This window comes from Streptomyces sp. NPDC001380 (assembly GCF_042895785.1).
Classification (GTDB): domain Bacteria; phylum Actinomycetota; class Actinomycetes; order Streptomycetales; family Streptomycetaceae; genus Peterkaempfera.
The window spans coordinates 167,796-193,172 of record NZ_JBIAWP010000013.1; the positions used below are offsets into that span (position 1 = coordinate 167,796).

The following is a 25,377-nucleotide window of genomic DNA, read 5'->3' on the forward strand; positions in this document are numbered from 1 at the left end:
ACGACGGAGTGCACCCGGCGGTCGGACACCGAGCCGATCCCGCCCCGGGCCGCCGCCCGGTACGGGGCCCTCCTCCCCGCTCCCGCGGGAGGGAGGGCAGGACACCGGAAGGGTCGTTGGATGGCAGGCGGAGCAGGGAGCAGACGCCGAGGGTCGCGGGACCCCCGGCCCCGTCCCGTCCCCGCCGCTCGCCGCGCCCCCCGCCGGCCGTCGGCCGCCTCCGCCCGCATGGCCCTCGCGCCTGTGTCCACCGCCTGCGGCGGCAGCGGACCGGAAGCGACCGCGACGACCCGGAAAGGGGACTGCCGGGTATGAGTTCACTGCTCCTGCTGACCAACGCCCTCCAGCCGTCCGCCGAGGTGCTGCCCGCCCTCGGCCTGCTCCTGCACAGCGTCCGGGTGGCCCCGGCCGAGGGCTCCGCCCTGGTCGACACCCCCGGCGCCGACGTCATCCTCGTCGACGGGCGGCGCGACCTGCCGCAGATCCGCAGCCTGTGCCAGCTGCTGCGGTCCACCGGCCCCGGCTGCCCGCTGATCCTGGTGGTCACCGAGGGCGGGCTGGCCGCCGTCACCGCCGAGTGGGGCGTCGACGACGTCCTCCTCGACACGGCGGGGCCGGCCGAGGTCGAGGCCCGGCTGCGCCTGGCCACGGGCAGGCTCCAGATCACCTCCGACGACAGCCCGATGGAGATCCGCAACGGCGACCTGTCGGTGGACGAGGCCACCTACTCGGCGAAGCTCAAGGGCCGGGTGCTGGACCTCACCTTCAAGGAGTTCGAGCTGCTGAAGTACCTGGCGCAGCACCCCGGCCGGGTCTTCACCCGCGCCCAGCTGCTCCAGGAGGTGTGGGGCTACGACTACTTCGGCGGCACCCGCACGGTCGACGTCCACGTGCGGCGGCTGCGGGCCAAGCTCGGACCCGAGCACGAGCAGCTGATCGGCACGGTGCGCAACGTCGGCTACCGCTTCGTCGTGCCGGAGAAGGGCGACCGGTCGGCCTCCGACCGGGCCTCCTCCGACCGGACCTCCTCGGACCGGGCCTCCTCCGACCGGACCTCCTCGGACCGGGCCTCCTCCGACCGGACCGACGCCGAGGAGCCGCAGGCCGGAACGCCCCGCCGGGCCTGAACGGCCGCGGCCGCGCAGGCCCGGAGCGGCCGGGCGCCCGGGGGAGGGCGCCCGGCCGGCGGGCCCGCCGGCCGGAGCAGCCCACGGGTCCCGGGCCGGCCGCCGGGACCGCGGACGCGCCAAGGGGTGGACAGCCGGTCCGCACCGGCCGCCACACGCGTAGAATCCCCGCGTGCCCAAGGTGACACGTGACGATGTGGCCAGGCTGGCAGGTACCTCGACCGCGGTCGTCAGCTATGTCATCAACAACGGTCCGCGCCCCGTCGCGCCCGCGACGAAGGAGCGCGTGCTCGCCGCCATCGAGCAGCTCGGCTACCGGCCCAACAGCGTGGCGCAGGCCATGGCCAGCCGCCGCACCAACCTCATCGGCATGGTGGTGCCCGACGCCCGCCAGCCGTTCTTCGCCGAGCTGGCGCACGCCGTGGAGCGGGTCGCCTCCGAGCGGGGCAAGCTGGTGCTGATCGGCAACTCCGACTACGTGGACGACCGCGAGGTCCACTACGTCCGCGCCTTCCTCGGCATGCGGGTCTCCGGGCTGATCCTGGTGAGCCAGGGCCCCTCGGAGCGGGCCGCGGAGGAGTTCGCCGCCATGGAGGGGGCCCGGGTGGTGCTGCTGCACCGCCGCCCCGAGGCCATCGACGACGTCGCGGTGGTCACCGACGACGTGGGCGGCGCCGAGAACGCGGTGCGCCACCTGCTGGAGGTCCACGGCCACCCGTACGTCGCCTGCTTCGGCGGCCCGGTGGCCTCCCCGGCACCGGGCGACCCGGTGGTGGACCACATCGAGGGCTGGCTGCGGGCCATGGAGGCGCACGGCGTCGCCGAGCCGCGCCGCCGGCTCGTCGAGGCGCCCTTCGACCGGTACGGGGCCTACAAGGTGGCGCTGGACCTGCTGCGCTCGCCGGACCGGCCGCCCGCGGTCTTCTGCTCCACCGACGACCAGGCCGTCGGCGTGCTGCGCGCGGCCCGGGAGGCGGGGGTGCGGGTGCCGGAGGACCTGGCGGTGGTCGGCTTCGACGACATCCCCGAGGCCGCGTTCTGCGACCCGCCGCTGACCACGGTCGCCTCCGACCGGGACGCCATGGCCCGCGCCGCCGTCGACCTGGTGCTGGACGACTCGCTGCTGGTGCCCGGCTCGGAGACCGAGCGGATCCGGCAGTTCCCCAACCGGCTGGTCGTCCGCCGCTCCTGCGGCTGCCCGTGACCGACGTCCCGCCGCGCCGGCGCCCCCGCGGACCCGGCGGGCTTCTCGGGCGCTTCTGACCCGGCTCTCATCGTGCTCTCACGTGCGGGGCGGAGCCTGGCCGGCATGGACGAGCAGCAGCAGCACGGCACCGGCGGCACGACCGGTACGGACAGGACCGGCACCCCCGGTACCCCCTCCACCCCCGACGGCCCGGCCGGCCCGGCCGGCACCGCAGGAGCGGGCGGCGCGGGCGGCGCGGACCGGCCCCACGACCCGCCGCGGGTCCTGGAGGGAACCGTCGTCGGGCACGCCCCCGGCACCGGCGGCCACGGCGGTCCCGACGGACCGCCGCCTCCGCCGCCGCCGGCCGCCCCCTCCCCCGCCGCGCCCGGCCACCGGGGCCGCAGGCGCCGGGCGGCCGGCCCCGCCGCCCTGGTCGCGGCGGTCGCCGTGCTGGCCGCCGCCGCGGGCGCGGTCGGCGGCGGACTGGTCGCCGCCCGCCGGGACGGCGGCTCCGGCGCGGCGGGGGCCGCCGTGGTGCGCACCGCCGCCGAGCGGACCTCGTCCGGCGCCGCGTCGGCCGCCGCCGTCGCCGCGGCCGTCTCCCCCAGCGTGGTCGAGATCTCCGTGCGGTCGGCGGGCGGCACCGCCACCGGGACCGGGATCGTCCTCACCTCCGGCGGCCGGATCCTCACCAACGACCACGTGGTCTCCGGCGCGGTCGGCGGCGGCGGCACGGTGACGGTCACGTTCCACGACGGCTCCACCGCGCGTGCGGCGGTGGGCGGCACCGACAGGGCGCTGGACGTCGCCGTGGTCGAGGCCTCCGGCGTCCACGGCCTGACCCCGGCCGTCCTCGGCGCCTCCGACGCGGTCGCCGTCGGGGACCCCGTGGTGGCGATCGGCTCGCCCGAGGGCCTCACCGGCACCGTCACCTCCGGCATCGTCAGCGCCAAGGACCGCGAGGTCACGGTGGAGGTCGACGAGGAGTCGACCCGCGGCAACGGCGGCTTCGGGTACCCGCACCTGCCCGGCGCGTCCGGCGCATCCGGCTCCCAGGGCTCCCAGGGCTCCTCGGGCGGCTCCTCCACCGCCACCTACCGGGCGCTGCAGACCGACGCGGCGCTCAACCCCGGCAACTCCGGCGGTCCGCTGATCGACGCCTCCGGCCGGGTGGTCGGGATCAACTCCGCGATGTACTCCCCGCCGGACGGGGGCACGGGCTCCGCCGCCGGCGGCGGCGGGTCCGGCTCCGTCGGCCTCGGCTTCGCCATCCCGGTGGACGACGTGCGGAAGGTCCTCCCCCAGCTCGAGGCCGGCCGCACCCTGTCCGCCTGAACCGCAGCGGCCGGCCGTCGCGGCCCCGCGCCGCGGCGGCGGACAATGGCCCCCTGCACCCGCGCCCGGAGCACGACGCCGCGGCCCGTGCGCCCGTCCCCCCGTACGGCGGACCGCCCCGGCACCGCACCCCACCCCGGAGAGCCCCCATGACGCCCCCCGACGCCGACCGCGGCCGCCCCGAGGCGGCCGGCAGCGCCGCCCGCATCCTCGTGGTCGACGACGAGCCCGCCCTGCGCGACGCCCTGGAGAGCAGCCTCGCCTTCGAGGGCTACGACGTGCGCACCGCCTCCGACGGCCTGGAGGCGCTGGCCGCCGTCGAGCGCGAGCGGCCCGGCCTGGTGCTGCTCGACGTCATGATGCCGCGGATGGACGGCCTCACCGCGGTCCGCCGGATGCGGTCCCGCGGGGACACCGTGCCGGTGCTGATGCTCACCGCGCGCGACGCCGTCGGCGACCGCGTCACCGGCCTGGACGTCGGGGCGGACGACTACCTCGCCAAGCCCTTCGAGCTGGACGAGCTGCTGGCCCGGGTCCGCGCCCTGCTGCGCCGCGGCGCCCTCGCCGCGGAGGCGGCCCGGCTGGAGGAGGCGGCCGGCGGGGAGGTCCTCGCCTTCGAGGGACTGCGGATGGACACCGCGACCCGCGAGGTCACCCGCGACGGGCGGCCCGTGGAGCTGACCCGCACCGAGTTCATGCTGCTGGAGATGTTCCTCTCCCACCCCCGGCAGGTCCTCACCCGCGAGCAGATCCTCAAGGCCGTGTGGGGCTTCGACTTCGAGCCCTCCTCCAACTCCCTGGACGTGTACGTGATGTACCTGCGGCGCAAGACCGAGGCCGGCGGCGGGCCCCGCCTCATCCACACCGTCCGGGGCGTCGGCTACGCGCTGCGCGCCGCCGGCCGGGCCGGCTGAGCCCGGCGATGAGGCGCCCCGCCCTCCCCGCCGCCGGCTGGTTCCGCCGCGCGCCGCTGCGCCGCCGGCTCGCCCTCCTCACGGCGCTGGCCGTGGCGGTGGCGGTGGCGGTGTCGGCGCTCTCCTGCTGGCTGCTGGTCCGCAAGCAGCTGTACAAGCAGCGGGAGGACCGGCTCCGGGCGACCTTCGCCCTGCCCCCGGACGTGCTCTTCACCCCCGACCAGGCGGTCCGGCAGTTCTGCGTCGACCCGCGGGGGCCGCGGGGGCTGCGGCAGGCCGACGCCACGCCGACCGTGGTCCTCGCCGACGGGCACGCCTGCAGCTCCACGCGCGAGGACGCCGACCGGCTCAGGGGCGTGACCGCCACCGCGGCCGACCGCGAGGTCGCGGGGGAGCCCGGCGGCGGCCGGTTCCGCTACGGGACCCTCGCCAACGGCACGGAGGTCCGCGTCTACACCCGCAACATCGGCCCGGGGGTGGCCCTCGCCGTCGCCACGCCGACCGGGGAGGTGGACGGGCAGCTGGGCTCCCTGGCCCTGCGGCTCGCGCTCGTCGCCGCCTGCGGCGTGGTCATGGCCTCCAGCGCGGGCCTGGTGGTCGCGCGGGCCTCGCTCAAGCCCGTCGACCGCCTCACCGACGTGGTGGAGCACATCGCCCGCACCGAGGAGGTCGGCACCACCATCCCCGTCGAGGGCCGGGACGAGATCGCCCGGCTCAGCGAGTCGTTCAACGCCATGAGCACCGCCCTCGCCGCCTCCCGGGACCGGCAGACCCGGCTGGTCGCCGACGCCGGCCACGAGCTGCGCACGCCGCTGACCTCGCTGCGCACCAACGTGGACCTGCTGGTCCGCAGCGACTCCACCGGCCGTCCGCTGCCGCCGGAGACCCGCACCCGGCTGCTGGGGAGCATGAAGGCCCAGATGGGCGAGCTCTCGACGCTCATCGGCGACCTGCTGGAGCTGTCCCGGCCCGCGGCCGGCCGCTCCGGCGGGGAGGCGTCGGTCGTCGCCCTGCACGAGGTCGCCGCCCGCGCCGTGGACCGGGGGCGGCTGCGCGGCCCGGGACTGTGCTTCGAGGTGCGGCTGGAGCCCTGGTACGTGCGGGGCGACGCCCACGCGCTGGAGCGGGCGGTGGTCAACCTGCTGGACAACGCCGTGAAGTACAGCCCGCCCGGCGGCACGGTGGACGTGGCGCTCTCCGGCGGCAGGCTCGCGGTCCGCGACCGGGGGCCGGGCATCGCCCCGGACGAGCTCCCCTACGTCTTCGACCGGTTCTGGCGCTCGCCGTCGTCGCGGCAGCTGCCGGGCTCGGGCCTGGGGCTGTCCATCGTCGCCCAGGCCGTGCGCGACGGCGGCGGTGAGGTCGCGCTGGGGGCGCCGCCGGACGGGGGCGCCGGCACCGAGGCCGTGGTGCGGCTGCCGGGCTCGCCGGTGCCGCCCGCGCCGGGGGACCCGCCCGGCCCGCCGGGGCGGGGCGGGGACGACGACGGCGGGCGCGGTGCCTGAGCACCGCGCCCGCCGGAGGTGGTGACGCCTCGTCAGCCCTGGGCGGTACCGGGACCGACGACCGTGATGCGGTCCTGCGCCGGCGGGGCCAGCGGGGCCGCCGCCGAGGAGTGCGCGGTGAGGTAGGCGGTGAACAGGTCCAGGTCGGACGGGCCGACCAGCTTGTTCGTACCCTGGGCGAGGGCCGGGAAGCCGTCGCCGCCGCCCGCCAGGAACTCGTTCATGGCGACGCGGTAGGTGCGGGCCGGGTCGATCGGCTCGCCGTTCAGCCGGATCGAGGAGGCCACGACCCGGTCCGCGCCGGCCTTGGTGAGGTCCAGCGTGTAGGTGAGGTCCCTCGAGACCTGGAGGATCTTCGGCGCGGCGAGGTTGGAGCCGCTGACCTGCTGCTGCAGGGCGGCGACCACCTGGGCGCCGGTCAGGTCGACCACGTTCATCATGTTGGTGAACGGCTGCACGGTGAAGGCCTCGGCGTAGGTCACCACGCCGTCGCCCTCGGTGCCGGACGCCTTCTGGACCAGGTCGGCGCGGATGCCGCCGGGGTTCATGAGGGCGATCTGGGCGCCGCCCTTGTCGGCGGGCGCCAGGCCCTCCAGCTGGGCGTCGGCGATCACGTCGCCGAGCGGCTTCTCGTAGGCGTCGCTGCCGCGCCCGTTGATGTCCGCCGAGATGTAGCCGACGGTCCGGCCGGCGATCGGGGCGGCGATCCGCTGGTAGTACGCGATCAGGTCGGTCAGGTCGGCGGCCTTGGGGACCGTCCGGCGGACCACGTGGTTGGCGGCCGTGACCGAGCTGCGGACGACGTCGCCGGTGGCGTGGTCGATGGGCAGGTCGATCTCGGTGTACAGGCGCCCGAAGGAGGCGGCGCTGGTCACCCGGCGGGGCTGGCCGGCCGGGTCCGGGATGGTGCAGTTGTACGCGTTGTGGGTGTGGCCGGTGACGATGGCGTCGACCTCGGGGTCGACGTTCTTCGCGATGTCGACGATCGGGCCGGAGATGCCGGCGCCGGCGCCCGGTGAGTCGCAGTCCGCGTCGTAGGTGGTGCCGGCCGGGTAGCCGCCCTCGTGCACCAGGGCCACGATGGTCCGCACGCCCTGCTGCTTCAGCTCGGCGGTGTACCGGTTGATCGTCTCGACCTCGTCGCCGAACTTGAGGCCCTTGACGCCGGCCGCGGTGACGATGTTCGGGGTGCCCTCCAGGGTGACCCCGATGAAGCCGACCTTCACGCCGTGCACGTTCTTGACCCAGTACGGGGCCAGCAGCGGCTTGCCGGTCGCCTCGCTGGTGACGTTGGCGGCGAGGTAGTCGAACTTCGCGCCCTTGAACTTCCGGCCCTCGGCGTAGCAGCCGTCGGTCGGGTGGCAGCCGCCGTTCTGGAGGCGCAGCAGCTCGGCCGAGCCCTCGTCGAACTCGTGGTTGCCGACGCTGGTGACGTCGAGGCCGATCTTGTTCATCGCCTCGACGGTCGGCTCGTCGTGGAAGAGGCCGGACAGCAGCGGGCTGGCGCCCACGATGTCGCCGGCGGCCACGGTGAGCGAGTGCTTGTGGCCCTCGCGGGCCTGGCGCAGCGCAGTGGCGAGGTACTCGACGCCGCCGGCCGGGGTGGAGACGACGGCGCCGGAGGCGTCCTTCTCCTTGATGGCCCCGGAGGAGCCCGCGGGAGGCTCCAGGTTTCCGTGGAAGTCGTTGATCGCCAGCAGCTGCAGGTCGTCGATGCGCGGGGCGGCGGGGCCGGCCGCGGCGGGCTGCGCGTCGGCGGCGGAGGCGGTCGCCGCCGGGATCGCCAGGGCGACCAGGCCCGCGGAGACCGCTGCGGTCAGCAGGAGGCGGCTCCGGCGGGCACCGGTTCTGATGGTCTCGGGCAAGGGGGTCCCCTTCACCTTGGGACGAGGCACGGGAGTGTCGGGGGAAGCCTAGGGTCAACGCGCGTAGCTGTCAGGGTCCTTCGGGTAACGGTGTGGTTTCCGACCGCCGTACGCCCGGCGCCGCGGCGGTGCGGGAACGGCGCGGGGACACGGCGGCGCCGGGCCGGCCGAGGGGACCGGCCCGGCGCCCGCATCGGGTGCCGGCCGTGGCACGACGGTGCGTCAGGTGCAGTTCTGACCAGCGTTGATGCAGTTGACGGCCTTGTTCATGAGCTCGCTGGACATCACGTTGACGAAGTCGCCGTGGTCGGTGACCGCCTTGTGCAGCTCCTCGGGGAAGCTGTCCAGCGCGAACCTGGCGCCCTGCGGGATCCGGTAGCTGAGCGTCATGCGCAGCTGCGGGATGGCCCGGAAGCCGTTCGGGCAGGCGCCGTCGCCGCCCGGGAAGAGCACGTGGGTGCGGTGGTTGGCGCTGTCCGTGTTCTGCCCGTCCCAGCAGCTGGGGAAGTCCAGGATGCGGACCGTCCGGGCGCCGCCGCACAGCGGGTACTTGTCCTTCAGCCGCAGGTTGAGGGCGTTGCTGCAGCTCCACTGGGCCTTCGCGTTGGCGGGGCCGTTGGTGACGGCGGCCTTGGCGTCGCCGGTGATGATGCGGAGGAACTGCGGCATCGCGACGACCTTGGCCGTCAGGCTGCCGCGGAACTCCAGCTTGACGCTGCTCGCGCGGAGCTTGGTGCCGATGTTCTTGTCCCCCTGGCCGCCCAGCTCGTCGGCGTCGCCCTGGTCGCCGGCCCGGGTGAGGCGCAGGACGGGCCAGTAGTACGCCGACTTGTCCTGCTGCTCGGCGCAGGTGGTGCCGCCCGCGAGGAGGCTGTCGTTGGTGGAGAAGCCGTCACTGGTCCTGTTGCCCACGTAGTCGTGCACGTGGTGGGCGCCGTTGGCGACGCCGGGGGCGACGATGAAGTTGGCGGGGTTGTTGTGGTCGCTCACCCCGCAGTCGGAGGTGAAGGTGCCGGCGGCGGGGCCGGCGGCGAGGTTGGGATCGTTGGCCGGGGTGCCGGTGCGGATGTCGGCGAAGTCGGCCGCGGAGAGGCCGTTGGCGAAGCCGTCGGGGCTGATCCCGCCGCCCTGGTTCTGGTTGCCGCCGTTGTTCTGGCCGGCGTCGACGTTGCCGTTGTTCTGGCCGCCCTGGTTCTGGCCCCCGCCGTTCTGGCCGCCCTGGTTCTGGCCGCCGTTCTGCAGCGTGCAGGCCGCGAGGGTGTTCAGGCCCCGGGGCCGCTGGGCGCCGGTGCGGCCGATGGCGATGGCGATCCGGTCGAGCGTCGCCACCCGCTTGCTCTTCAGCGGGCCGAGGATGGCGTTCTGCACGAAGTTGGGGCCGCCCTGGCCCTGCGAGGAGGCGAGCCGCCGGTCGGCCTCGGCGACCTGCCGGTCGAGGAGCGCCAGGTTCCGGTTCACCTCGTTCTGCGCCCGGGCGGGGATGTTGCCGACGGCGCCCTTCACGTCGGGGCAGGCGATGCCGCCGGCGCCGTTCTGCGCCTGGCCCTGGTTGCCCTGGACCTGGCCGGCGTCGGCGGATCCCTGGTTCTGGCCGCCCTGGTTCTGGCCCCCGTTGTTCTGGCCGCCCTGGTTCTGGCCCCCGCCGTTCTGCAGGGAGCAGTCCGCCAGGTTCTGCAGGCCCTGCGGCCGCTGGGCGCCGGTGCGGCCGATGGCGATGGCGATCCGGTCGAGGGTGGAGACCCGCTTGTCGCGCAGCGGGCCGAGGATGGCGTTCTGCACGAAGTTCGGGCCGCCCTGGCCCTGTGAGGAGGCGAGCCGCCGGTCGGCCTCGGCGACCTGCTGGTCGAGGAGCGCGAGGTTGCTGTTCACCTCGTTCTGCGCCCGGGCGGGGACGGCCCCGATCATCTCGTTCACGCGCGGACAGGCGATGGCGGCCCCGGCCACGTTGTCGTCCGCATTGGCACTCGCGGTGAAGGCGGCGTATCCCCCGCCGCCCAGTGCTAAGGCGGCGGTCACGCCGATGGCCACCGTACGGCCCCTGCGCCGAGCGCGCTGGTGCTGGCTCATGGTGCTATGCCCTCCATCGGGGGAGTAGAGGCGATGGGCCCGCCGCAAGTGGTGGTCCGCCGGGCGCTGCCGTCCTCTACGCGCGGGTCCCGGGGCCGGTTCAAACATCCGGCGGCGGGACAGCCGTAAGGTCATGACCATGGACGCTGCTGCCGCGGGGACCAGCCCCGACGAGGACCGCATCGAGACCGTCGCCGTGCCGCTGCCGGACGACGCCCGGCTGATCGGCGCGCTGCTGGAGACGGCCGCCCGCGAGGACGGCAGGGAGGCGGTGTCCGAGCAGGGCCGGCTGCACCTGCGCGCCGAGCGGGCCGGGGTGCGGCACCTGCTCCAGCACGACGGCTACGGCACCCTGGTCGGCTACGCGCAGCTCGACGGCTCGGCCGGGGGCCGGGCGCCCGTCGTGGAGCTGGTGGTCGACCCGTCCCACCGCGGCCGCGGCCACGGCCGGGTCCTGGCGCGGGCGGCGGTGGCGGAGGCCGGCGGCGCCGTGCGGCTCTGGGCGCACGGCGGCCACCCGGCCGCCCGGCACCTGGCGGAGTCCCTCGGGCTGGAGCTGTTCCGGGAGCTGCGGCAGCTGCGGCGCCCGCTGCCCCAGGCGGGGCCCGCCCTGGACGCGGAGCTGCCGCAGCCGCCGCTGCCCGAGGGCGTGTCGGTGCGGACGTTCCGGCCGGGCGAGGACGACGAGGCGTGGCTGCGGCTGAACGCCGCGGCCTTCGCCCACCACCCCGAGCAGGGCGCCTGGACGGCCCGCGACCTGGCGGAGCGGCTCGACGAGCCGTGGTTCGACCCGGCGGGCTTCTTCCTGGCCGTCCGCGACACGCCCGGGGGCGAGGCGCTGGTCGGCTTCCACTGGACGAAGGTGGCCCCCCGCACCCCGGGCCAGGAGCAGGTCGGCGAGGTGTACGTGCTCGGTGTGGACCCGGCCGGGCAGGGCGGCGGCCTCGGACGGGCGCTGACCGCGGTGGGCCTGCGCCACCTGGCCGCCGACCGGGGGCTGCGGACCGCGGTGCTGTACGTCGACGCGGACAACCCGGCCGCGCTGCGGGTGTACGAGCGGATGGGCTTCGCCACGCACGAGGTGGACCTGATGTACCGCACCCCGGGCGCGTGACCCGGGACACGTGACCCGGGGCCCGCGCCCCGGTGCGTCACCGCAGGTGACCGGCGTGTGGACAGCGCGACCGCCCGAGCTTCCCTGGCGGCCACGCGCTGTTTACCGTGGATTCAACCACTGTTGCGAAGATCACGGGACGACGCCGGCAGTGCCCTCCCCGCGCCCGGCCGCGCCGCGGCGCCCCCGGCGGTCCGGGAGCGCCCTGCGGGGTATGCGAGGAATGAGCCGGTATCGCCGGACGTCGCCGTGCAGGAGGAGCTGGAGACCATGAGCAGCACCCCGCGTCCCACCCGCCCGGCCGTCGAGCAGCCGCCGAACGGCGGTGTGACCGCGACGCTGGGCATCCCGCTGCCGCCCGGCACCGCCCTGGTGGACGGGGACGTGCCCGAAGAGGTCTTCCCGGAGTTCGAGGAGGAGCTGCCGCAGGGCCGCTTCCTCGACCGGGAGCGCAGCTGGCTGGCGTTCAACGAGCGCGTGCTGGAGCTCGCCGAGGACCCGGACACCCCGCTGCTGGAGCGCACCAAGTTCCTGGCGATCTTCGCGAGCAACATGGACGAGTTCTTCATGGTGCGGGTGGCGGGCCTCAAGCGCCGCATCGCCACCGGCGTCGCCCAGCGCTCCGCGTCGGGCCTGCAGCCCCGCGAGGTGCTGGACCTGATCTGGACCCGCTCGCGGGAGCTCATGGCCCGGCACGCCGCCGCCTTCCAGCAGGACGTGCTGCCGGAGCTGGCGGCCGAGGGCATCGAGCTGGTGCGCTGGTCGGACCTCACGGACGCGGAGCAGGCCCGCCTGCACACCCTGTTCCGGCAGAACATCTTCCCCGTGCTCACGCCGCTGGCGGTCGACCCGGCGCACCCCTTCCCGTACATATCGGGCCTCTCCCTCAACCTGGCGGTCGTGGTCCGCAACCCGCTGTCGGGCCACAAGCACTTCGCCCGCGTGAAGGTGCCCCAGTCGCTCCACCGCTTCCTGGAGGCGTCGCCGCAGCGGTACGTACCGCTGGAGGACGTCATGGGGGCCCACCTGGAGGAGCTGTTCCCGGGCATGGAGGTGCTCGCCCACCACGCCTTCCGGGTCACCCGCAACGAGGACCTGGAGGTCGAGGAGGACGACGCCGAGAACATCCTCAAGGCGCTGGAGAAGGAGCTCATGCGGCGGCGCTTCGGCCCGCCGGTGCGCCTGGAGGTCGAGGAGTCCATCGACCCGTACGTGCTGGACCTGCTGGTCCGCGAGCTGAACATCAGCGAGGCCGAGGTCTACCCGCTGCCCGGCCCGCTCGACCTCACCGGCCTGTTCGGCCTGGCCGCCCAGGACCGGCCCGACCTGCTGTACCCGAAGTTCGTGGCGGGCACGGCGCGCGGCCTGGCCGACGTGGAGTCGGCGTCCGCGCCGGACGTCTTCGCCGCCCTGCGCGAGCGGGACGTGCTGCTGCACCACCCGTACGACTCCTTCTCCACCTCGGTGCAGGCGTTCCTGGAGCAGGCCGCGGCCGACCCGCACGTGCTCGCGATCAAGCAGACGCTGTACCGCACCAGCGGCGACTCGCCGATCGTGGACGCCCTGATCGACGCCGCCGAGGCCGGCAAGCAGGTGCTGGTCCTGGTGGAGATCAAGGCCCGGTTCGACGAGCAGGCCAACATCAAGTGGGCCCGCAAGCTGGAGGAGGCGGGCTGCCACGTCGTCTACGGCCTGGTCGGGCTGAAGACGCACTGCAAGCTCTCGCTGGTGGTGCGGCAGGAGGGCGAGACGCTGCGCCGGTACGCGCACGTCGGCACCGGCAACTACCACCCGAAGACCGCCCGCCTCTACGAGGACCTGGGCCTGCTGACCTCGGACCCGCAGGTCGGGGCCGACCTGTCGGACCTGTTCAACCGCCTCTCGGGCTACTCCCGCCGCGAGTCCTACCGCCGCCTGCTGGTGGCGCCGCGCGGGCTGCGCGACGGCCTGGTCTCCCGCATCCACGACGAGATCGCCCACCACCGGGCCGGCCGGCCCGCCCGCGTCCAGATCAAGGTCAACTCGATCGTCGACGAGACCCTGGTGGACGCCCTCTACCGGGCCTCGCAGGCCGGGGTGCCCGTCGACGTGTGGGTGCGCGGCATCTGCGCGGTGCGGCCGGGCGTGCCGGGGCTGTCGGAGAACATCCGGGTCCGCAGCGTGCTGGGGCGCTTCCTGGAGCACTCCCGGATCTTCGTCTTCGGCAACGGCGGCGACCCCGAGGTGTGGATCGGCAGCGCCGACATGATGCACCGCAACCTCGACCGCCGCATCGAGGCCCTGGTCCGCGTCGCCGACCCGGCGCAGCGGGCCGAACTGGCCGGGCTCATCGAGCTCGGCATGTCCGACGAGACCGCCTCCTGGCACCTGGGCCCGGACGGCACCTGGACGCGCCACTGGCACGACGCGGAGGGCCGCAGGCTGCGGCACGTCCAGGAGACGCTCATCGAGTCGCGCAAGCGCCGCCGCCGGTCGGCGGGCCGGTAGGCGCCGCGCGGCCGCCGCTCACGCTCCACGGGGACGGGGACCACTTCCACCATGAACGACGCGCTCTCGCCGTCCTCGCAGTCCGTGTCGCTCCCGGCGGCCGCGACCGCGGGGGACGTGCTCACCGTCCACCTCACCGCGCAGGCCGGGGCGTTCCTCCGCGCCCTGCCGCTGGTGCACGCCCTGCCCCGGACGGACGGGCCGCCCCGGGCCGACGGGGGGCCGGACGACCGCGGGCCGGGCGGGCCGGCGGACCGGGTCGGCGAGCTGCTGCGCGCCGTCCGGCGGGTCGGCGGGGCGCTGCACACCTTCGCGGCCGTGGTGCAGCCGGGCTGGGCGCAGGAGCTGCGTGACGAGCTGCGGTGGCTGCTCGGCACGCTGAGCCGGGAGCCGTCCTGCGACCGCAGGCTGGCCCGGCTGCTGGGCTCGCTGGACTCGCTGACCGGGACGGCGGCCCCCGACCGGCTGCCCCCGCAGCGGGGCGCGGAACCGCCGGGGGCCGACCGCAGCGGCGGCACCGGGATCCTGGCCGGCCACGCGGGGGCCGCCAAGGCGCGGGCGCTGCTGGAGCGGCAGCTCACGGCGGCCCGCTCCCGCGTCCACAGCGAGAACCTGCAGCAGCTGCGCTCGGCCAGGCTGCACGCCCTGGCCGACCGGATGACGCTGATGAGCGGGGAGGTGCCGCTGGCCGCCCCGGCCGCCGGACCGGCCGCCGAGGTGCTGCTGCCGCAGGCGGCGGCCGCGCTGCGGGCGCTGGAGCGGGCCGCGCGGGCGCTGCCGCTGGCGAGCGCCGGCACCGCCTACAACGGGGACGCGCTGCACCGGCTGGGCAGGGAGGGCCCGTCCGAGGGCCGCGGCCCGGGAACCGCGGCCGGCGACCCGGGGGCGGCCGGGGCGCCGGCGGCGGACGACGCGCCGTGGCTCCGGGTGCGGATCCTCGCCAAGCGGGCCCGCTACGCGCTGGAGGTGTGCGAGCCGCTCCTGGACGGGCAGGCGGCGGGGACGGCGGCCCGGCTGGGGGCGCTGGGGCGCGTCCTGGACCGGCACCAGGAGGCCGCCGACGCGGCCGCCGCCGCGGCGGCGGTGGCCTGCACCCCGCGGATCACCCCGGCGACGGCCTACGTGCTGGGGGTGGTCCACGCGGACCAGCGGCTGGAGGTGGAGGCCGCCCGGTACGCCTTCGGCCGGCAGTGGCCCGAGGTCGCGGACCCCGCCCGGCACGGGTGGGCGGTCCGCTGAGGGGGGACGGCCCGCTGCCGGGGGGCGGCGGGGACGGCCCGGGCGCCGCGGCGGCCGGAGGGGGGGCCGGGCAGGGGCCGCGCGGGCTGCGGACGGTGCGGGCGGCGGGAGCGGTGCTCTGGCTGCCGGGGGCCTCGGGCGGCGCGGCGCGGCACGCGGCGGAGGCCCGGTTCGCGTGGTTCGAGCCGCTGGTGGCGCTGGTGCACCGGCCGAAGTACGACGACTGGTCGATGCCCAAGGGCAAGCTGGAGGCGGGCGAGGACGCGCTCGCGGCCGCGCTGCGCGAGGTCCGGGAGGAGACCGGCCTGGGCTGCGTGCCGGGGGCCGAGCTGCCCGTGCGGCGCTACTGGGTGCGGGGGCGGCCGAAGGAGGTCCGGTACTGGGCCGCGGTGCCGTCGGGCGGCGCCTTCGCGCCCAACCGGGAGGTCGACCGGCTGGAGTGGCTGCCCGCCGCGGCGGCGCGCGCCCGGCTCACCCACGACCACGACCGGGTGCTGGTGGACGCGCTGCTGGCGGTGCTGGCGGGCGCCTCCCCCGGCGGCGGGCAGCCTGACATGGTACCGACATTTCCTTGATCCCGCCGTGTCCCCACCGTGAGGAAACCGTTACTACCGGCCGCGGTCTCCTGGCATCCCTCCGAGGTTCACCCCCCGTTCATGTCCGCCCGCCTGCAGCTTCACCTGTCCGGCCTAACGTCGGGGTCAACGGCGTCCGGGAAGGCCGTCGTGAATCCGCGAAGCCCCAGGTCAGGTTGTACAGGGGCTGCCAGAAAGGGACACACAGTGAAGCTCCAGCGGAACGGCCGCACCAAGGCCCTCGCGATCGGCGCCCTGGCGGTCGTCAGCTCGCTGTCGCTCGCAGCGTGCGGCTCTGACGACAACACCAAGACCGGCTCGAACACGTCGGCCTCGTCCTCCGCCGGCGGCGCCTCGGCCGGCGGCGCGGCCGCCGACTGCGGCAAGGGCGGCCAGCTGCTGGGCGCGGGCTCCACCGCGCAGGCCAACGCCATCGAGGTGTGGAAGGCCGCCTTCCAGGCCAAGTGCTCCGGCACCGTGATCAACTACAACGGCAACGGCTCCGGCGCCGGCGTGGCCAACTTCAACCAGGGCAAGGTCGCCTTCGCGGGCTCCGACGCCGCCCTGAAGCCGGAGGAGGTCGACGCCTCCAAGAAGGTCTGCGCCGGCGGCCAGGGCATCGACCTCCCGATGGTGGGCGGCGCCGTCGCCATCGCCTACAACGTGGACGGCGTGGACAACCTGGTCCTCGACGCCCAGACCACCGCGAAGATCTTCGACTCGAAGATCACCAAGTGGAACGACCCGGCGATCGCCAAGCTGAACCCGGGCGTGAAGCTGCCGGACGCCAACATCCAGGCCTTCCACCGCTCGGACGACTCCGGCACCACCAAGAACCTCACCGCCTACTTCGCGGCCGCCGCCGGCAAGTCCGCCTGGCCGTACGAGCCCGACAAGAAGTGGGCCGGCAAGGGCGGCCAGGCCGCGACCGGCAGCGCCGGCCTCGCGGGCCAGGTCAAGCAGCAGAAGAACTCGATCACCTACGTCGAGCTCTCCTACGCGCAGACCAACAGCCTGAAGACCGCGAAGATCGCCACCGGTGCGGCCCAGCCGGTCGAGGCCACCGCCGAGGCGGCCGCCAAGACCATCGGCCTCGCCAAGGTCAAGGGCACCGGCAGCGACCTGGCCCTGTCCCTCGACTACGCCACCAAGGCCGACGGCGCCTACCCGCTCGTCCTGGTGACCTACGAGATCGTCTGCGACAAGGGCAACAAGCCGGAGACCCTCCCCGGCGTCAAGGCCTTCCTCAACTACACCATCAGCGACGAGGCCCAGCAGGCCATCGCCGACAAGGGCTACGTCCCGCTGCCGGCCGAGGTCGCCGGCAAGGTGAAGGCCGTCATCCCGACCCTCGCCTGACCCGCCGCCCGGGGTCCCGCACACGCGGGACCCCGCCGTGGCCGGCCCCGACGGAGGGGGGCGGGACCGGCCGCGGCAAGGCCCCCTCCCCCTCCCCCTCCGCCCGCCGACAGAACCGACAGAACCGACAGTCCGGTGCACCGCCGCCAGGCGCCGTCCCCCAGGGACAGGCGCCTACAGACCGGAGAAGACATGGACACACCCTCGCCGACCGTCCCGCAGGACCGGGACGGACCGTACGGCCCCCACCAGACCTCCCACGGCCACGCCGCGCACGGCCAGACCCCGGTCGAGCTCCCGGCCGAGCTGCCCGCCGCCCTCGCCGAGGCCACCGGCCAGCGCGGGGTCACCGCCCCGCCCAAGGCCCGCAACCGCATCGGCGACACGCTCTTCCTCGCCGCCTCCCGCGGGTCCGGCATCCTGCTGCTGGTGATCATGGCGGCCATCGCCGTCTTCCTCGGCTGGCAGGCCAGCAAGTCGCTGAGCTCGAACGCGGGCCACTTCTTCACCACCTTCGAGTGGAACCCGGACGCGACCCCGCCGGTCTTCGGCATCGCGGTACTGCTCTTCGGCACCGTGGTCAGCGCCGTCATCGCGATGGCCATCGCCGTGCCGGTGGCCGTCGGCATCGCGCTGTTCATCTCGCACTACGCGCCGCGCCGCCTGGCCCAGCCGATCGCCTACCTGGTCGACCTGCTGGCCGCCGTGCCGAGCATCGTCTACGGCCTGTGGGGCGCGCTCTTCCTGGTGCCGCACCTGGACGGCCTGACCGCCTGGATGAACGACTACCTCGGCTGGACCCACCTCCTCAGCCAGAGCGACGCCGTCTCCGGCAGCGCCCCGCGCAACCTGTTCACCGTGGGCATCCTGCTCGCGATCATGATCCTGCCGATCATCACCGCGGTCAGCCGCGAGGTCTTCAAGCAGGCCCCGCGGATGCACGAGGAGGCCGCCCTGGCCCTCGGCGCCACCCGCTGGGAGATGATCCGCACCGCGGTGCTGCCGTTCGGCCGCCCCGGCGTGATCAGCGCCTCCATGCTCGGCCTGGGCCGCGCGCTCGGCGAGACGATGGCGGTCGCCACCGTCCTGTCCCCCTCGGACAAGCTGAACCTGCACCTGCTGGACCCGGGCGGCGGCACCTTCGCCCAGAACATCGCCGCCAAGTTCGGCGAGGCCTTCGACAACGGCCGCAGCGCCCTGATCGCGTCCGGCCTCATGCTGTTCGTGATCACCCTGCTGGTCAACGCGGCGGCCCGCCTGATCATCGCCCGCCGCAAGGAGTTCTCGGGGGCCAACGCATGAGCACCGACGTGAAGCACAGCGCCTCCTCCGCGCCCCTCGGCCGCACCTCCCTCACCGGGGGCCGCCTCCCGAAGTGGGCCCCCGCCGCCACCGCGGCCGCCTCCGTCGCGGCCGGCTGCGCGATCGGCGCCGGGGCCGGCCTCGCCAGCCACATCCAGTGGGGCCTCATCGCGGCCCTGCTCTTCGTGTCCGCCTCCTACGCGCTGGCCGCGAAGGTCGAGGGCACCCGGCAGGCCAAGGACCGCCTGGCCACCAGCCTGGTCTGGGTCTGCTTCATCCTCGCCGTGGTCCCGCTCGTCTCGCTGACCGTGTACACGGTCCAGCAGGGCGCGGGCGTCGTGGACGGCACCTTCCTGAGCCACTCCATGAACGGCGTGATCAGCTCCGAGCCCGGCGGCGGCATCTACCACGCCATCCTCGGCACCCTGGAGCAGGTCGGCCTCGCCACCCTGATCGCCGCGCCGATCGGCCTGCTCACCGCCGTGTACCTCGTCGAGTACGGCCGCGGCCGCCTCGCCAAGGCCGTCACCTTCTTCGTGGACGTCATGACCGGCGTGCCCTCGATCGTGGCCGGCCTGTTCGTCCTCTCCTTCTGGATCATCATCCTGGGCTTCAGCTTCTCCGGCTTCGCCGGCAGCATGGCCCTGGCGATCCTGATGATGCCGGTCGTCGTGCGCTCCACCGAGGAGATGCTCAAGCTCGTCCCCAACGAGCTGCGCGAGGCCTCCTACGCGCTGGGCGTCCCCAAGTGGAAGACCATCGTGCGGGTCGTCGTCCCCACCGCGATCGGCGGCATCACCACCGGCATCATGCTGGCCGTCGCCCGCATCACCGGCGAGACCGCCCCCGTGCTGCTGCTCTGCTTCACCACGGACGTCATCAACACCAACCCGTTCCAGGACGCGCAGGAGTCGCTGCCGCTCTACATCTGGCACCAGTACTCGCTGGGCAACGACCAGACCTACGCCCGCGCCTGGGGCGCCGCGCTGGTCCTGATCGCCATCGTCATGGGCCTGAACCTGGTCGCGCGGGCCGTCGCGCGCTGGCGTTCGCCCAAGGCCGGCCACTGACATCCTGACGACGAGGAACGAGAGAAGAAACACCATGGCCAAGCGCATCGACGTCAGCGGACTGTCGGCCTACTACGGATCCTTCAAGGGCATCGAGGACATCTCGATGACCATCGAGCCCCGCTCGGTGACGGCCTTCATCGGCCCCTCCGGCTGCGGCAAGTCCACCTTCCTGCGCACCCTCAACCGGATGCACGAGGTGATCCCCGGCGCCCGCGTCGAGGGCAAGGTGATGCTGGACGACGAGAACCTCTACGGCCCCGGGGTCGACCCCGTCGCCGTCCGCCGCACCGTCGGCATGGTCTTCCAGCGGCCCAACCCCTTCCCCACCATGTCGATCTACGACAACGTGGTGGCGGGCCTGCGCCTCGCCGGCGTGCGGAAGAAGCCGCTGCTCGACGAGGTGGTGGAGAAGTCCCTCAAGGGCGCCAACCTCTGGAACGAGGTCAAGGACCGCCTGAACAAGCCCGGCGCCGGCCTCTCCGGCGGCCAGCAGCAGCGCCTGTGCATCGCCCGCGCCATCGCGGTCGAGCCGCAGGTCCTGCTCATGGACGAGCCCTGCTCCGCCCTCGACCCGATCTCCACCCTCGCCATCGAGGACCTGATCGGCGAGCTGAAGTCGCGGTTCACCATCGTGATCGTGACCCACAACATGCAGCAGGCGGCGCGCGTCAGCGACCGCACCGCCTTCTTCAACCTGGCGGGCGTCGGCCAGCCCGGCCGGCTGGTCGAGATCGACGACACCCAGCGGATCTTCTCCAACCCGTCCGTCCAGGCCACCGAGGACTACATCTCCGGCCGCTTCGGCTGAGCGGTGGCGGTCCTCGCCACGAGCTGTCCCCCGGCGCTGCATGGCGGTGCCGCCGGGGGACATGGAAAAGGGCCCGTCCCCCTCGGGGGGCGGGCCCTCTCCGCGTCCGCGTCCGCGGCCGCCGGCGGCCGGCGGCGGTCAGGTGACCGCGAGCACCAGGGCGTGGGTGATCCAGTAGAAGACCGCCGCCACGAGGGCGGCGGCCGGCATGGTGATGAACCAGCCCATCACGATGTTCTGCGCCACCCCCCAGCGCACCGCCCGCACCCGCTTGGTGGCCCCCACGCCCATGATCGCCGAGGTGATCACATGGGTCGTGGAGATCGGCGCCTTGAAGAGGTAGGCGGTCGTGTAGAGGATGCCCGCCGCCGTGGTCTCGGCGGCGAAGCCCTGCGGCGGGTCCAGCTCGATGATCTTGCGGCCGAGGGTGCGCATGATGCGCCAGCCGCCCGCGTACGTGCCCAGCGAGAGCATGAGCGCGCAGGAGACCTTCACCCACACCGGGATGGTGCTGCCCTCCTGCACCCCGGCGATGGTCAGGGCCAGGACCACCACGCCCATGGTCTTCTGGGCGTCCTGCAGGCCGTGGCCGAGCGCCATGGCGGCCGCCGAGCCGGTCTGGGCGATCCGGAAGCCGCGCTTGGCCTTGTGCGGGTTGACCCGGCGGAACGCCCACAGGATGGCCAGCATCACCAGGTAGCCGACGACCAGGCCGACGACCGGGGAGAGGAACATCGGGATGATGATCTTCTCCACCACGCCGGACCAGATGACGTCCGTGCCGCCCGCCAGCGCCGCGCCCACCATGCCGCCGAAGAGGGCGTGCGAGGAGGAGGACGGCAGGCCGTAGTACCAGGTGACCAGGTTCCAGGTGATCGCCCCGACCAGCGAGGCGAAGAGGATCGTCATGCCCTGGCTGCCCGTGGGGGTCTCGATGATCCCCTTGGAGACCGTCTTGGCCACCCCCTCGCCGAGGAAGGCGCCGGCCAGGTTCATCACGGCCGCCATGGCGAGCGCGGCCCGCGGGGTCAGCGCCCGGGTCGAGACCGACGTGGCGATGGCGTTGGCGGAGTCGTGGAAGCCGTTGGTGTAGGTGAAGAGGAACGCGACGCCGACGACGACGACGAGTGCGGCGGTGTCCACCGTGCTCAGGACTCCTTGACCGCGATGGTCTCGACCGTGTTCGCGACGTGCTCGAAGGCGTCGGCCGCCTCCTCCAGGACGTCCACGATCTGCTTCAGCTTGAGGACCTCGATCGCCTCGTACTGGCCGCTGAAGAGGTGGGCGAGCAGCTTGCGGTGGATCTGGTCGGCCTGGTTCTCCAGCCGGTTGATCTCGATCCAGTACTCGGTGAGGTTGGACATGGTCCGCAGGTTCGGCATCGCCTCGGCGGTGAGCTCGGCGGCCCGGGCCAGCACCTCGATCTGCTGTTCGATGCCCTGCGGAAGCTGCTGCACGTCGTAGAGGACGACCAGGTCGACGGCCTCCTCCATGAAGTCCATGATGTCGTCCAGCGACGAGGCGAGGGAGTAGATGTCCTCGCGGTCGAAGGGCGTGATGAACGACGAGTTCAGCTGGTGGAAGACCGCGTGGGTGCTGTCGTCGCCCGCGTGCTCGGCGGCGCGCATGCGCTCGGCGATCTCCGAGCGGGCGGCGACGTCGGAGCCGAGCAGTTCGAGCAGGAGCTTGGAGCCGGTGACGAGGTTCTCCGCGGCGGCGGCGAACATGTCGTAGAAGCTCGTCTCCCGTGGGGTCAGACGAAAACGCACAGAAATCTCCGGTGTGCAGGGTGCGGACTTGTCGATGCTAGGCGCTAGGGACGCGGAACGCGCAAACCGGGTGGCGGCGCACCCCCGTACCGCAGGCCGCCGGTCCCGTGCTCCCTCCGGAGGGCGGGCGCCCCTCAGTGTGCCGGACGCCACGGCGGAGCGCCCCCCTCGTGCACCGGTGGATACCGTTGCGTGATCTGCTGCCCGTACGCCGTGCCCCTACCCCCGGGGAGCCGCGCCTCTACCCTGGGGGCATGACGGCGTCGGAGGAGCTGCCCGTGCCGGCCGGTGACGGCCCGCACGGCCCGCACGGATACAGCATGCGCAAGGACGAGCACCTGAAGCGGCTGCGCCGCATCGAGGGGCAGGTGCGCGGCCTGCAGCGGATGGTCGAGCAGGACGTGTACTGCATCGACATCCTCACCCAGGTCTCCGCGGGCACCAAGGCGCTGCAGGCCTTCGCGCTGAGCCTGCTGGAGGAGCACCTGGGGCACTGCGTCGCCGCCGCCGTGGAGCAGGGCGGCCCGGAGGCGGACGCCAAGGTGGCCGAGGCCACGGCGGCGATCGCCCGGCTGCTGCGCACCTGACGGGCCCGGCCGCGGAGGCGGACCGGGCGGCCCGGCCGCACCGCCGGCCGGGCCACGGCCCGGGCAGGCGGCCCTGGCAGGCGGCCTCGGCAGCGGGACCGGACGGCCGCCGCGCTACGCGTTGCGGGGCAGGGGCACCCGGTGCGGGTCGGGTCCGTCGGGGCGCGCCACCTTCAGCACCTCGTCGATCCTGGCCGGCGTCAACCGGTCCTCCCCGCTGGACGAGGCGGCGATCATCAGGTCGCCGCACATCTCGATCTCGTCGAGGGCCACGTGGTCGTGGACACCCGCTCGGCGCGGAGACGTCACGCACACCACCTCCTCGTCGTCGACCCCTCGCGTCGCCGCCCCCGCCCGTCCCGGTGGTGCGGAGGCGGACGCACGCCCGCACGGCAGACGGCCCGCCCCTACCAGGGTAGGCAGCGCGGGCCCGCTCCACATGGCACGGACGGGCCATTTGCACCCCACCCGAAGGACCCCTCCGACGTGTCCCGGCCACGGCGGCGCACCGGGAGGGGCCGGCGACGGGTGCGCCCCGGCGCGGACCCCGGGCCGGGGCGCGCGCCGGGGCGCGGACGGGTCAGCGGGAGCTGCTCACCGGGAGCCGCCGAGGGCCTTCGTGGTGAGGACCTGGGAGGCGGGCGGCTCGGCGGCCTGCACCGGGCTGCCGAAGTCCGACAGGGACGTGGTGGAGACCACGGTCACCCGGTCCCGCTTCGCGGTCGAGCCGGGCACCGAGGAGAAAGTGAACACCTCGACCACCTTGTGCAGCCGTCCCCGGTCGTCCAGCCAGACGTCGTACGGGACCTGCTTGACGGTGAAGGCGCGGGCGGCCACCCGCAGCCCCTCGGCGGCGGGCCCGCCGGTGGCGTCCGCCGCCGCGGCCAGGTCGAGGGTGCCGCGGTAGTGCTTCAGCGAGGTGCCGCCGACCGTCTCGGTGCCGACCAGGGACGCGGTCCGGGCGCCGCGCAGCGCGCCGGCGGCGGTGGCCGGATCGGTACTGCCGCTGCTGACCAGGTTGCCGTCGGAGAGCTGCCCGACGGGGACCTTCACCCACTTGCCGGCCGGCACCCTGGCGCCGCTGTTCTTCAGGTAGACGACGCCGGGCGTGACCACCTCGCTCATCAGGCCCTTGGTGGCGGCGCCCGGCGGGAGCACGACGGAGACGGTGCCGACGCGTTTGGCGTAGTCGTAGACGCCGGTGCCGCGGAACTCCGCCTTCTTGCCGGGCGACTTCGTCACCAGGCGGGTGGCCGTGCGGGCGGACCCGGAGTGGCCGGTGATGTCGGCGGCGCTGCGGACGGCGGTGAGGGGGTCGTCGGCCAGGCGGTCCGAGGAGATCTGCGGTGACCGTGCGGCCGTCCCGCCGCCGCCGACGCCGGTGCAGCCGGCCGTGGCGGCCAGCGCCGCGAGCAGGGCGGCGGCCGCCCCTGCGGAACCGATCGAGCGGCGCACCCGGTCGGTGGTGCCGCGTTCCCGACGCTTCATCAGCTCTGAGCCCCCTGTGGTCCTGTTCCCGTGTCCCGGATGGCTGCCGTTTGCCGTGCCGGGGCTCCGTCCGTGGCCGCGGACGAGTCCCCACCGGCTAACGACGGGACCGGACCGGGGTTACGACCCGGGGTCCGTCCGGGGACGCGCCGGGGTTACCGTGAGGTACGTGCCCCGTGCCATAAGCCGTCGGCCGGTCGCCGAGCGGCCCGCCGCCCCCGGCCCCGCCCCCGCCGGCCCCCTCTCCACAGGCCTCCTCCCCGACGGCCCCCTCCCGCCGCACCCCGCCGCCCTGCGCGGCCCCGCCGCCCTGGTCGGCACACCGCCGCCGGGGTCCGCGCGGGCCTCCGGCGCCGTCCGGACCGCCGACCCCGTGCCGCCGCCCGGGCTCCCCCCGGCCGGCGACCGTCCCGGGCACCGCGTGGACGTGACGGAGAACGGCTCGTTCTGCACGGCCCGCTGCAGCTGCGGCTGGTACGCCCCCGCCCGGCGGTCCCGCGACCGGGCCCGCCGGGACGCCGCCGAGCACGCGGCGGCCTGACCCCGCCCCTCCGGGGCCTCCCGCTCTCCCGGGGCCTCCCGCTCTCCCGCGGCCGCGCTCCGGCGTGCGGGGACCGGGCGTGGCCGGGTCAGGCGGCCATGCCGGACCCGGGGCGTCCGCTCCCGCTGTCGTACGGCGCCGCCGCGGGCCGCTCCCGGCGTCCGGGGGCGGCGGCCACGAGCGGACGGGCGGCGGAGCGGGACACGGACCGGCACAGGGGCACCAGGACGGCCGTGGCGAGCGGGGCGAGCAGCAGCACCACCGCCGTCCCCAGGGCGTAGCCGCCCAGCACGTCGCTGGGGTAGTGCACGCCCATGTACATGCGGCAGAAGCCCTCGAGGAGGGCGAACAGGAGGGCCAGGAGCCCGAGGCGCCGCTCGACCAGGAGCAGGGCCACCGCGACGGCCATGGTCATGGTGGCGTGGTCGCTGGCGAAGGAGAAGTCGTTCTTGCCGCTCACCAGGACGTCCAGCCCGGTGTGGTCGACGAAGGGGCGCGGTCTGGCCACCAGGGCCCGGACCGGGATGTTGAGGACCTCGGCGACGCCGGCGGCCAGCGGGGCCCAGAGGACCGCCGCCACGGCGGCGGGGGCGTCGGGGCGGCGCCGGGAGCGCAGCCAGGCGGTGGCGCAGAGCGCCAGCAGGCCGAGCAGGATGCCGTACTCGCCGACCCAGGAGACGGCGGTGTCCACCCAGCCCGGCGCGTCGCGGGCCAGGCCGTTGACGTCGTAGAGCAGGCCGACGTCGGGGTTGGAGCCGTCAGCCTGCAGCGTCGGCACGCCGTACCTCCTCTTCCGCCCGCCGGTCGGCTGTCCGGCCGGGTGTGGTGCCTGTTCGGTCCCGCGTCGCCGCGGCGGACACGCCACGGCGGTCCCGCTGTCGGAACGCCGTGCGGAGGGGCCGCCGTTCCGCGCGGAGCGCAGTGTTATGGAAACTTGACTGGCCGCACACGCCTCCCTTACACGGACCCTCCGCACACGGACGCTCGGCGGACGGGCCCGGCAGAGGACCCCTGCGGACGGGACCGGCGCGGA

At 74.6% G+C, this 25,377-nt stretch carries 22 protein-coding genes; 15 read left to right on the top strand and 7 right to left on the bottom strand.

The genetic code is table 11. The annotated features are described in order from the left end of the window. The first annotated feature begins 311 nt into the window (after positions 1-311). From ACFY07_RS18060 to ACFY07_RS18080, 5 genes are all read left to right on the top strand, one after another. Positions 312-1,127: a winged helix-turn-helix domain-containing protein gene (locus tag ACFY07_RS18060; RefSeq protein ID WP_390869583.1), complete on the top strand. Its 816-nt coding sequence runs from the start codon at positions 312-314 to the stop codon at positions 1,125-1,127. A 172-nt stretch (positions 1,128-1,299) separates the two neighbouring features. Continuing rightward, positions 1,300-2,331, top strand: a complete 1,032-nt coding sequence (locus ACFY07_RS18065) for a LacI family DNA-binding transcriptional regulator (RefSeq protein WP_390869585.1) — start codon at positions 1,300-1,302, stop codon at positions 2,329-2,331. A 105-nt stretch (positions 2,332-2,436) separates the two neighbouring features. Continuing rightward, positions 2,437-3,651 (top strand): S1C family serine protease, encoded by a 1,215-nt coding sequence (locus ACFY07_RS18070; RefSeq protein ID WP_390869587.1) that lies wholly within the window; start codon positions 2,437-2,439, stop codon positions 3,649-3,651. 149 nt (positions 3,652-3,800) lie between these two features. After that, positions 3,801-4,565 (top strand): response regulator transcription factor, encoded by a 765-nt coding sequence (locus ACFY07_RS18075; RefSeq protein WP_230746781.1) that lies wholly within the window; start codon positions 3,801-3,803, stop codon positions 4,563-4,565. Positions 4,566-4,573: 8 nt separating this feature from the next. Beyond that, positions 4,574-6,070 (top strand): sensor histidine kinase, encoded by a 1,497-nt coding sequence (locus tag ACFY07_RS18080; protein WP_390869589.1) that lies wholly within the window; start codon positions 4,574-4,576, stop codon positions 6,068-6,070. 32 nt (positions 6,071-6,102) lie between these two features. Here the strand turns inward: ACFY07_RS18080 and ACFY07_RS18085 are convergent, their stop codons facing one another. Both ACFY07_RS18085 and ACFY07_RS18090 read right to left on the bottom strand, forming a co-directional pair. Beyond that, entirely contained in the window at positions 6,103-7,851 is a 1,749-nt protein-coding gene (locus ACFY07_RS18085; RefSeq protein WP_390869637.1) for a bifunctional metallophosphatase/5'-nucleotidase, read from the bottom strand. A 306-nt stretch (positions 7,852-8,157) separates the two neighbouring features. Continuing rightward, entirely contained in the window at positions 8,158-10,002 is a 1,845-nt protein-coding gene (locus ACFY07_RS18090; RefSeq protein WP_390869591.1) for a DUF1996 domain-containing protein, read from the bottom strand. Positions 10,003-10,141: 139 nt separating this feature from the next. Between ACFY07_RS18090 and mshD the strand changes: the two genes are divergently transcribed. The 8 genes from mshD to pstB all read left to right on the top strand — a co-directional run bounded on the left by mshD (position 10,142) and on the right by pstB (position 19,959). Beyond that, positions 10,142-11,116 carry a mycothiol synthase gene (gene mshD / locus ACFY07_RS18095; protein WP_390869592.1) on the top strand — a complete coding sequence of 325 codons (975 nt, stop codon included), beginning with the start codon at positions 10,142-10,144 and terminating at the stop codon, positions 11,114-11,116. 270 nt (positions 11,117-11,386) lie between these two features. After that, positions 11,387-13,603, top strand: a complete 2,217-nt coding sequence (locus ACFY07_RS18100; RefSeq protein ID WP_390869594.1) for an RNA degradosome polyphosphate kinase — start codon at positions 11,387-11,389, stop codon at positions 13,601-13,603. Positions 13,604-13,654: 51 nt separating this feature from the next. Then, positions 13,655-14,842 (top strand): CHAD domain-containing protein, encoded by a 1,188-nt coding sequence (locus ACFY07_RS18105; protein WP_390869596.1) that lies wholly within the window; start codon positions 13,655-13,657, stop codon positions 14,840-14,842. A gap of 113 nt (positions 14,843-14,955) precedes the next feature. Then, positions 14,956-15,417 (top strand): NUDIX hydrolase, encoded by a 462-nt coding sequence (locus ACFY07_RS18110; protein ID WP_390869598.1) that lies wholly within the window; start codon positions 14,956-14,958, stop codon positions 15,415-15,417. A gap of 207 nt (positions 15,418-15,624) precedes the next feature. After that, positions 15,625-16,776 (top strand): phosphate ABC transporter substrate-binding protein PstS, encoded by a 1,152-nt coding sequence (gene pstS, locus ACFY07_RS18115; RefSeq protein ID WP_230746790.1) that lies wholly within the window; start codon positions 15,625-15,627, stop codon positions 16,774-16,776. Positions 16,777-16,968: 192 nt separating this feature from the next. Further along, positions 16,969-18,078 (top strand): phosphate ABC transporter permease subunit PstC, encoded by a 1,110-nt coding sequence (gene pstC, locus ACFY07_RS18120; RefSeq protein ID WP_390869600.1) that lies wholly within the window; start codon positions 16,969-16,971, stop codon positions 18,076-18,078. Further along, positions 18,075-19,148 (top strand): phosphate ABC transporter permease PstA, encoded by a 1,074-nt coding sequence (gene pstA / locus ACFY07_RS18125; RefSeq protein WP_390869602.1) that lies wholly within the window; start codon positions 18,075-18,077, stop codon positions 19,146-19,148. Before pstC ends, pstA begins: the two co-directional genes overlap by 4 nt. Before the next feature lie 34 nt (positions 19,149-19,182). Next, a complete protein-coding gene (gene pstB / locus ACFY07_RS18130) occupies positions 19,183-19,959 on the top strand; it encodes a phosphate ABC transporter ATP-binding protein PstB (RefSeq protein ID WP_230746796.1) in 777 nt (258 codons plus the stop codon). A 138-nt stretch (positions 19,960-20,097) separates the two neighbouring features. On the opposite strand, the gene ACFY07_RS18135 is transcribed toward pstB, so the two are convergent. Both ACFY07_RS18135 and ACFY07_RS18140 read right to left on the bottom strand, forming a co-directional pair. Next, positions 20,098-21,102 (bottom strand): anion permease, encoded by a 1,005-nt coding sequence (locus tag ACFY07_RS18135; protein WP_390869603.1) that lies wholly within the window; start codon positions 21,100-21,102, stop codon positions 20,098-20,100. A gap of 5 nt (positions 21,103-21,107) precedes the next feature. Further along, positions 21,108-21,728, bottom strand: a complete 621-nt coding sequence (locus ACFY07_RS18140; RefSeq protein ID WP_230746801.1) for a DUF47 domain-containing protein — start codon at positions 21,726-21,728, stop codon at positions 21,108-21,110. Between the two features lie 254 nt (positions 21,729-21,982). Here ACFY07_RS18140 and ACFY07_RS18145 point away from each other — a divergent pair, with 254 nt between their 5' ends. Then, positions 21,983-22,315 carry a metal-sensitive transcriptional regulator gene (locus ACFY07_RS18145; RefSeq protein ID WP_304944862.1) on the top strand — a complete coding sequence of 111 codons (333 nt, stop codon included), beginning with the start codon at positions 21,983-21,985 and terminating at the stop codon, positions 22,313-22,315. Between the two features lie 114 nt (positions 22,316-22,429). On the opposite strand, the gene ACFY07_RS18150 is transcribed toward ACFY07_RS18145, so the two are convergent. After that, positions 22,430-22,624: a hypothetical protein gene (locus tag ACFY07_RS18150; protein ID WP_230746831.1), complete on the bottom strand. Its 195-nt coding sequence runs from the start codon at positions 22,622-22,624 to the stop codon at positions 22,430-22,432. Positions 22,625-22,909: 285 nt separating this feature from the next. Next, entirely contained in the window at positions 22,910-23,803 is an 894-nt protein-coding gene (locus ACFY07_RS18155; protein ID WP_230746803.1) for a hypothetical protein, read from the bottom strand. Between the two features lie 169 nt (positions 23,804-23,972). Between ACFY07_RS18155 and ACFY07_RS18160 the strand changes: the two genes are divergently transcribed. After that, positions 23,973-24,344, top strand: coding sequence for a hypothetical protein (locus ACFY07_RS18160; protein ID WP_390869606.1), 372 nt, complete (start codon positions 23,973-23,975; stop codon positions 24,342-24,344). Between the two features lie 88 nt (positions 24,345-24,432). Here ACFY07_RS18160 and ACFY07_RS18165 read toward each other — a convergent pair whose 3' ends face one another. Then, the gene (locus tag ACFY07_RS18165) at positions 24,433-25,122 is read right to left on the bottom strand and encodes a phosphatase PAP2 family protein (protein WP_390869608.1); all 690 of its coding nucleotides are present in this window, start codon (positions 25,120-25,122) and stop codon (positions 24,433-24,435) included. Between the last annotated feature and the right edge of the window lie 255 nt (positions 25,123-25,377).

What these genes read in the sequence shown, in the direction of transcription:
- ACFY07_RS18060 (WP_390869583.1), top strand. Translation starts at nt 312, where the DNA reads ATGAGTTCACTGCTCCTGCTGACCAACGCCCTCCAGCCGTCCGCCGAG.
- ACFY07_RS18070 (WP_390869587.1), top strand. Translation starts at nt 2,437, where the DNA reads ATGGACGAGCAGCAGCAGCACGGCACCGGCGGCACGACCGGTACGGAC.
- ACFY07_RS18075 (WP_230746781.1), top strand. Translation starts at nt 3,801, where the DNA reads ATGACGCCCCCCGACGCCGACCGCGGCCGCCCCGAGGCGGCCGGCAGC.
- ACFY07_RS18080 (WP_390869589.1), top strand. Translation starts at nt 4,574, where the DNA reads ATGAGGCGCCCCGCCCTCCCCGCCGCCGGCTGGTTCCGCCGCGCGCCG.
- ACFY07_RS18090 (WP_390869591.1), bottom strand. Translation starts at nt 10,002, where the DNA reads ATGAGCCAGCACCAGCGCGCTCGGCGCAGGGGCCGTACGGTGGCCATC.
- mshD (WP_390869592.1), top strand. Translation starts at nt 10,142, where the DNA reads ATGGACGCTGCTGCCGCGGGGACCAGCCCCGACGAGGACCGCATCGAG.
- ACFY07_RS18100 (WP_390869594.1), top strand. Translation starts at nt 11,387, where the DNA reads ATGAGCAGCACCCCGCGTCCCACCCGCCCGGCCGTCGAGCAGCCGCCG.
- ACFY07_RS18105 (WP_390869596.1), top strand. Translation starts at nt 13,655, where the DNA reads ATGAACGACGCGCTCTCGCCGTCCTCGCAGTCCGTGTCGCTCCCGGCG.
- pstC (WP_390869600.1), top strand. Translation starts at nt 16,969, where the DNA reads ATGGACACACCCTCGCCGACCGTCCCGCAGGACCGGGACGGACCGTAC.
- pstA (WP_390869602.1), top strand. Translation starts at nt 18,075, where the DNA reads ATGAGCACCGACGTGAAGCACAGCGCCTCCTCCGCGCCCCTCGGCCGC.
- pstB (WP_230746796.1), top strand. Translation starts at nt 19,183, where the DNA reads ATGGCCAAGCGCATCGACGTCAGCGGACTGTCGGCCTACTACGGATCC.
- ACFY07_RS18145 (WP_304944862.1), top strand. Translation starts at nt 21,983, where the DNA reads ATGACGGCGTCGGAGGAGCTGCCCGTGCCGGCCGGTGACGGCCCGCAC.
- ACFY07_RS18155 (WP_230746803.1), bottom strand. Translation starts at nt 23,803, where the DNA reads ATGAAGCGTCGGGAACGCGGCACCACCGACCGGGTGCGCCGCTCGATC.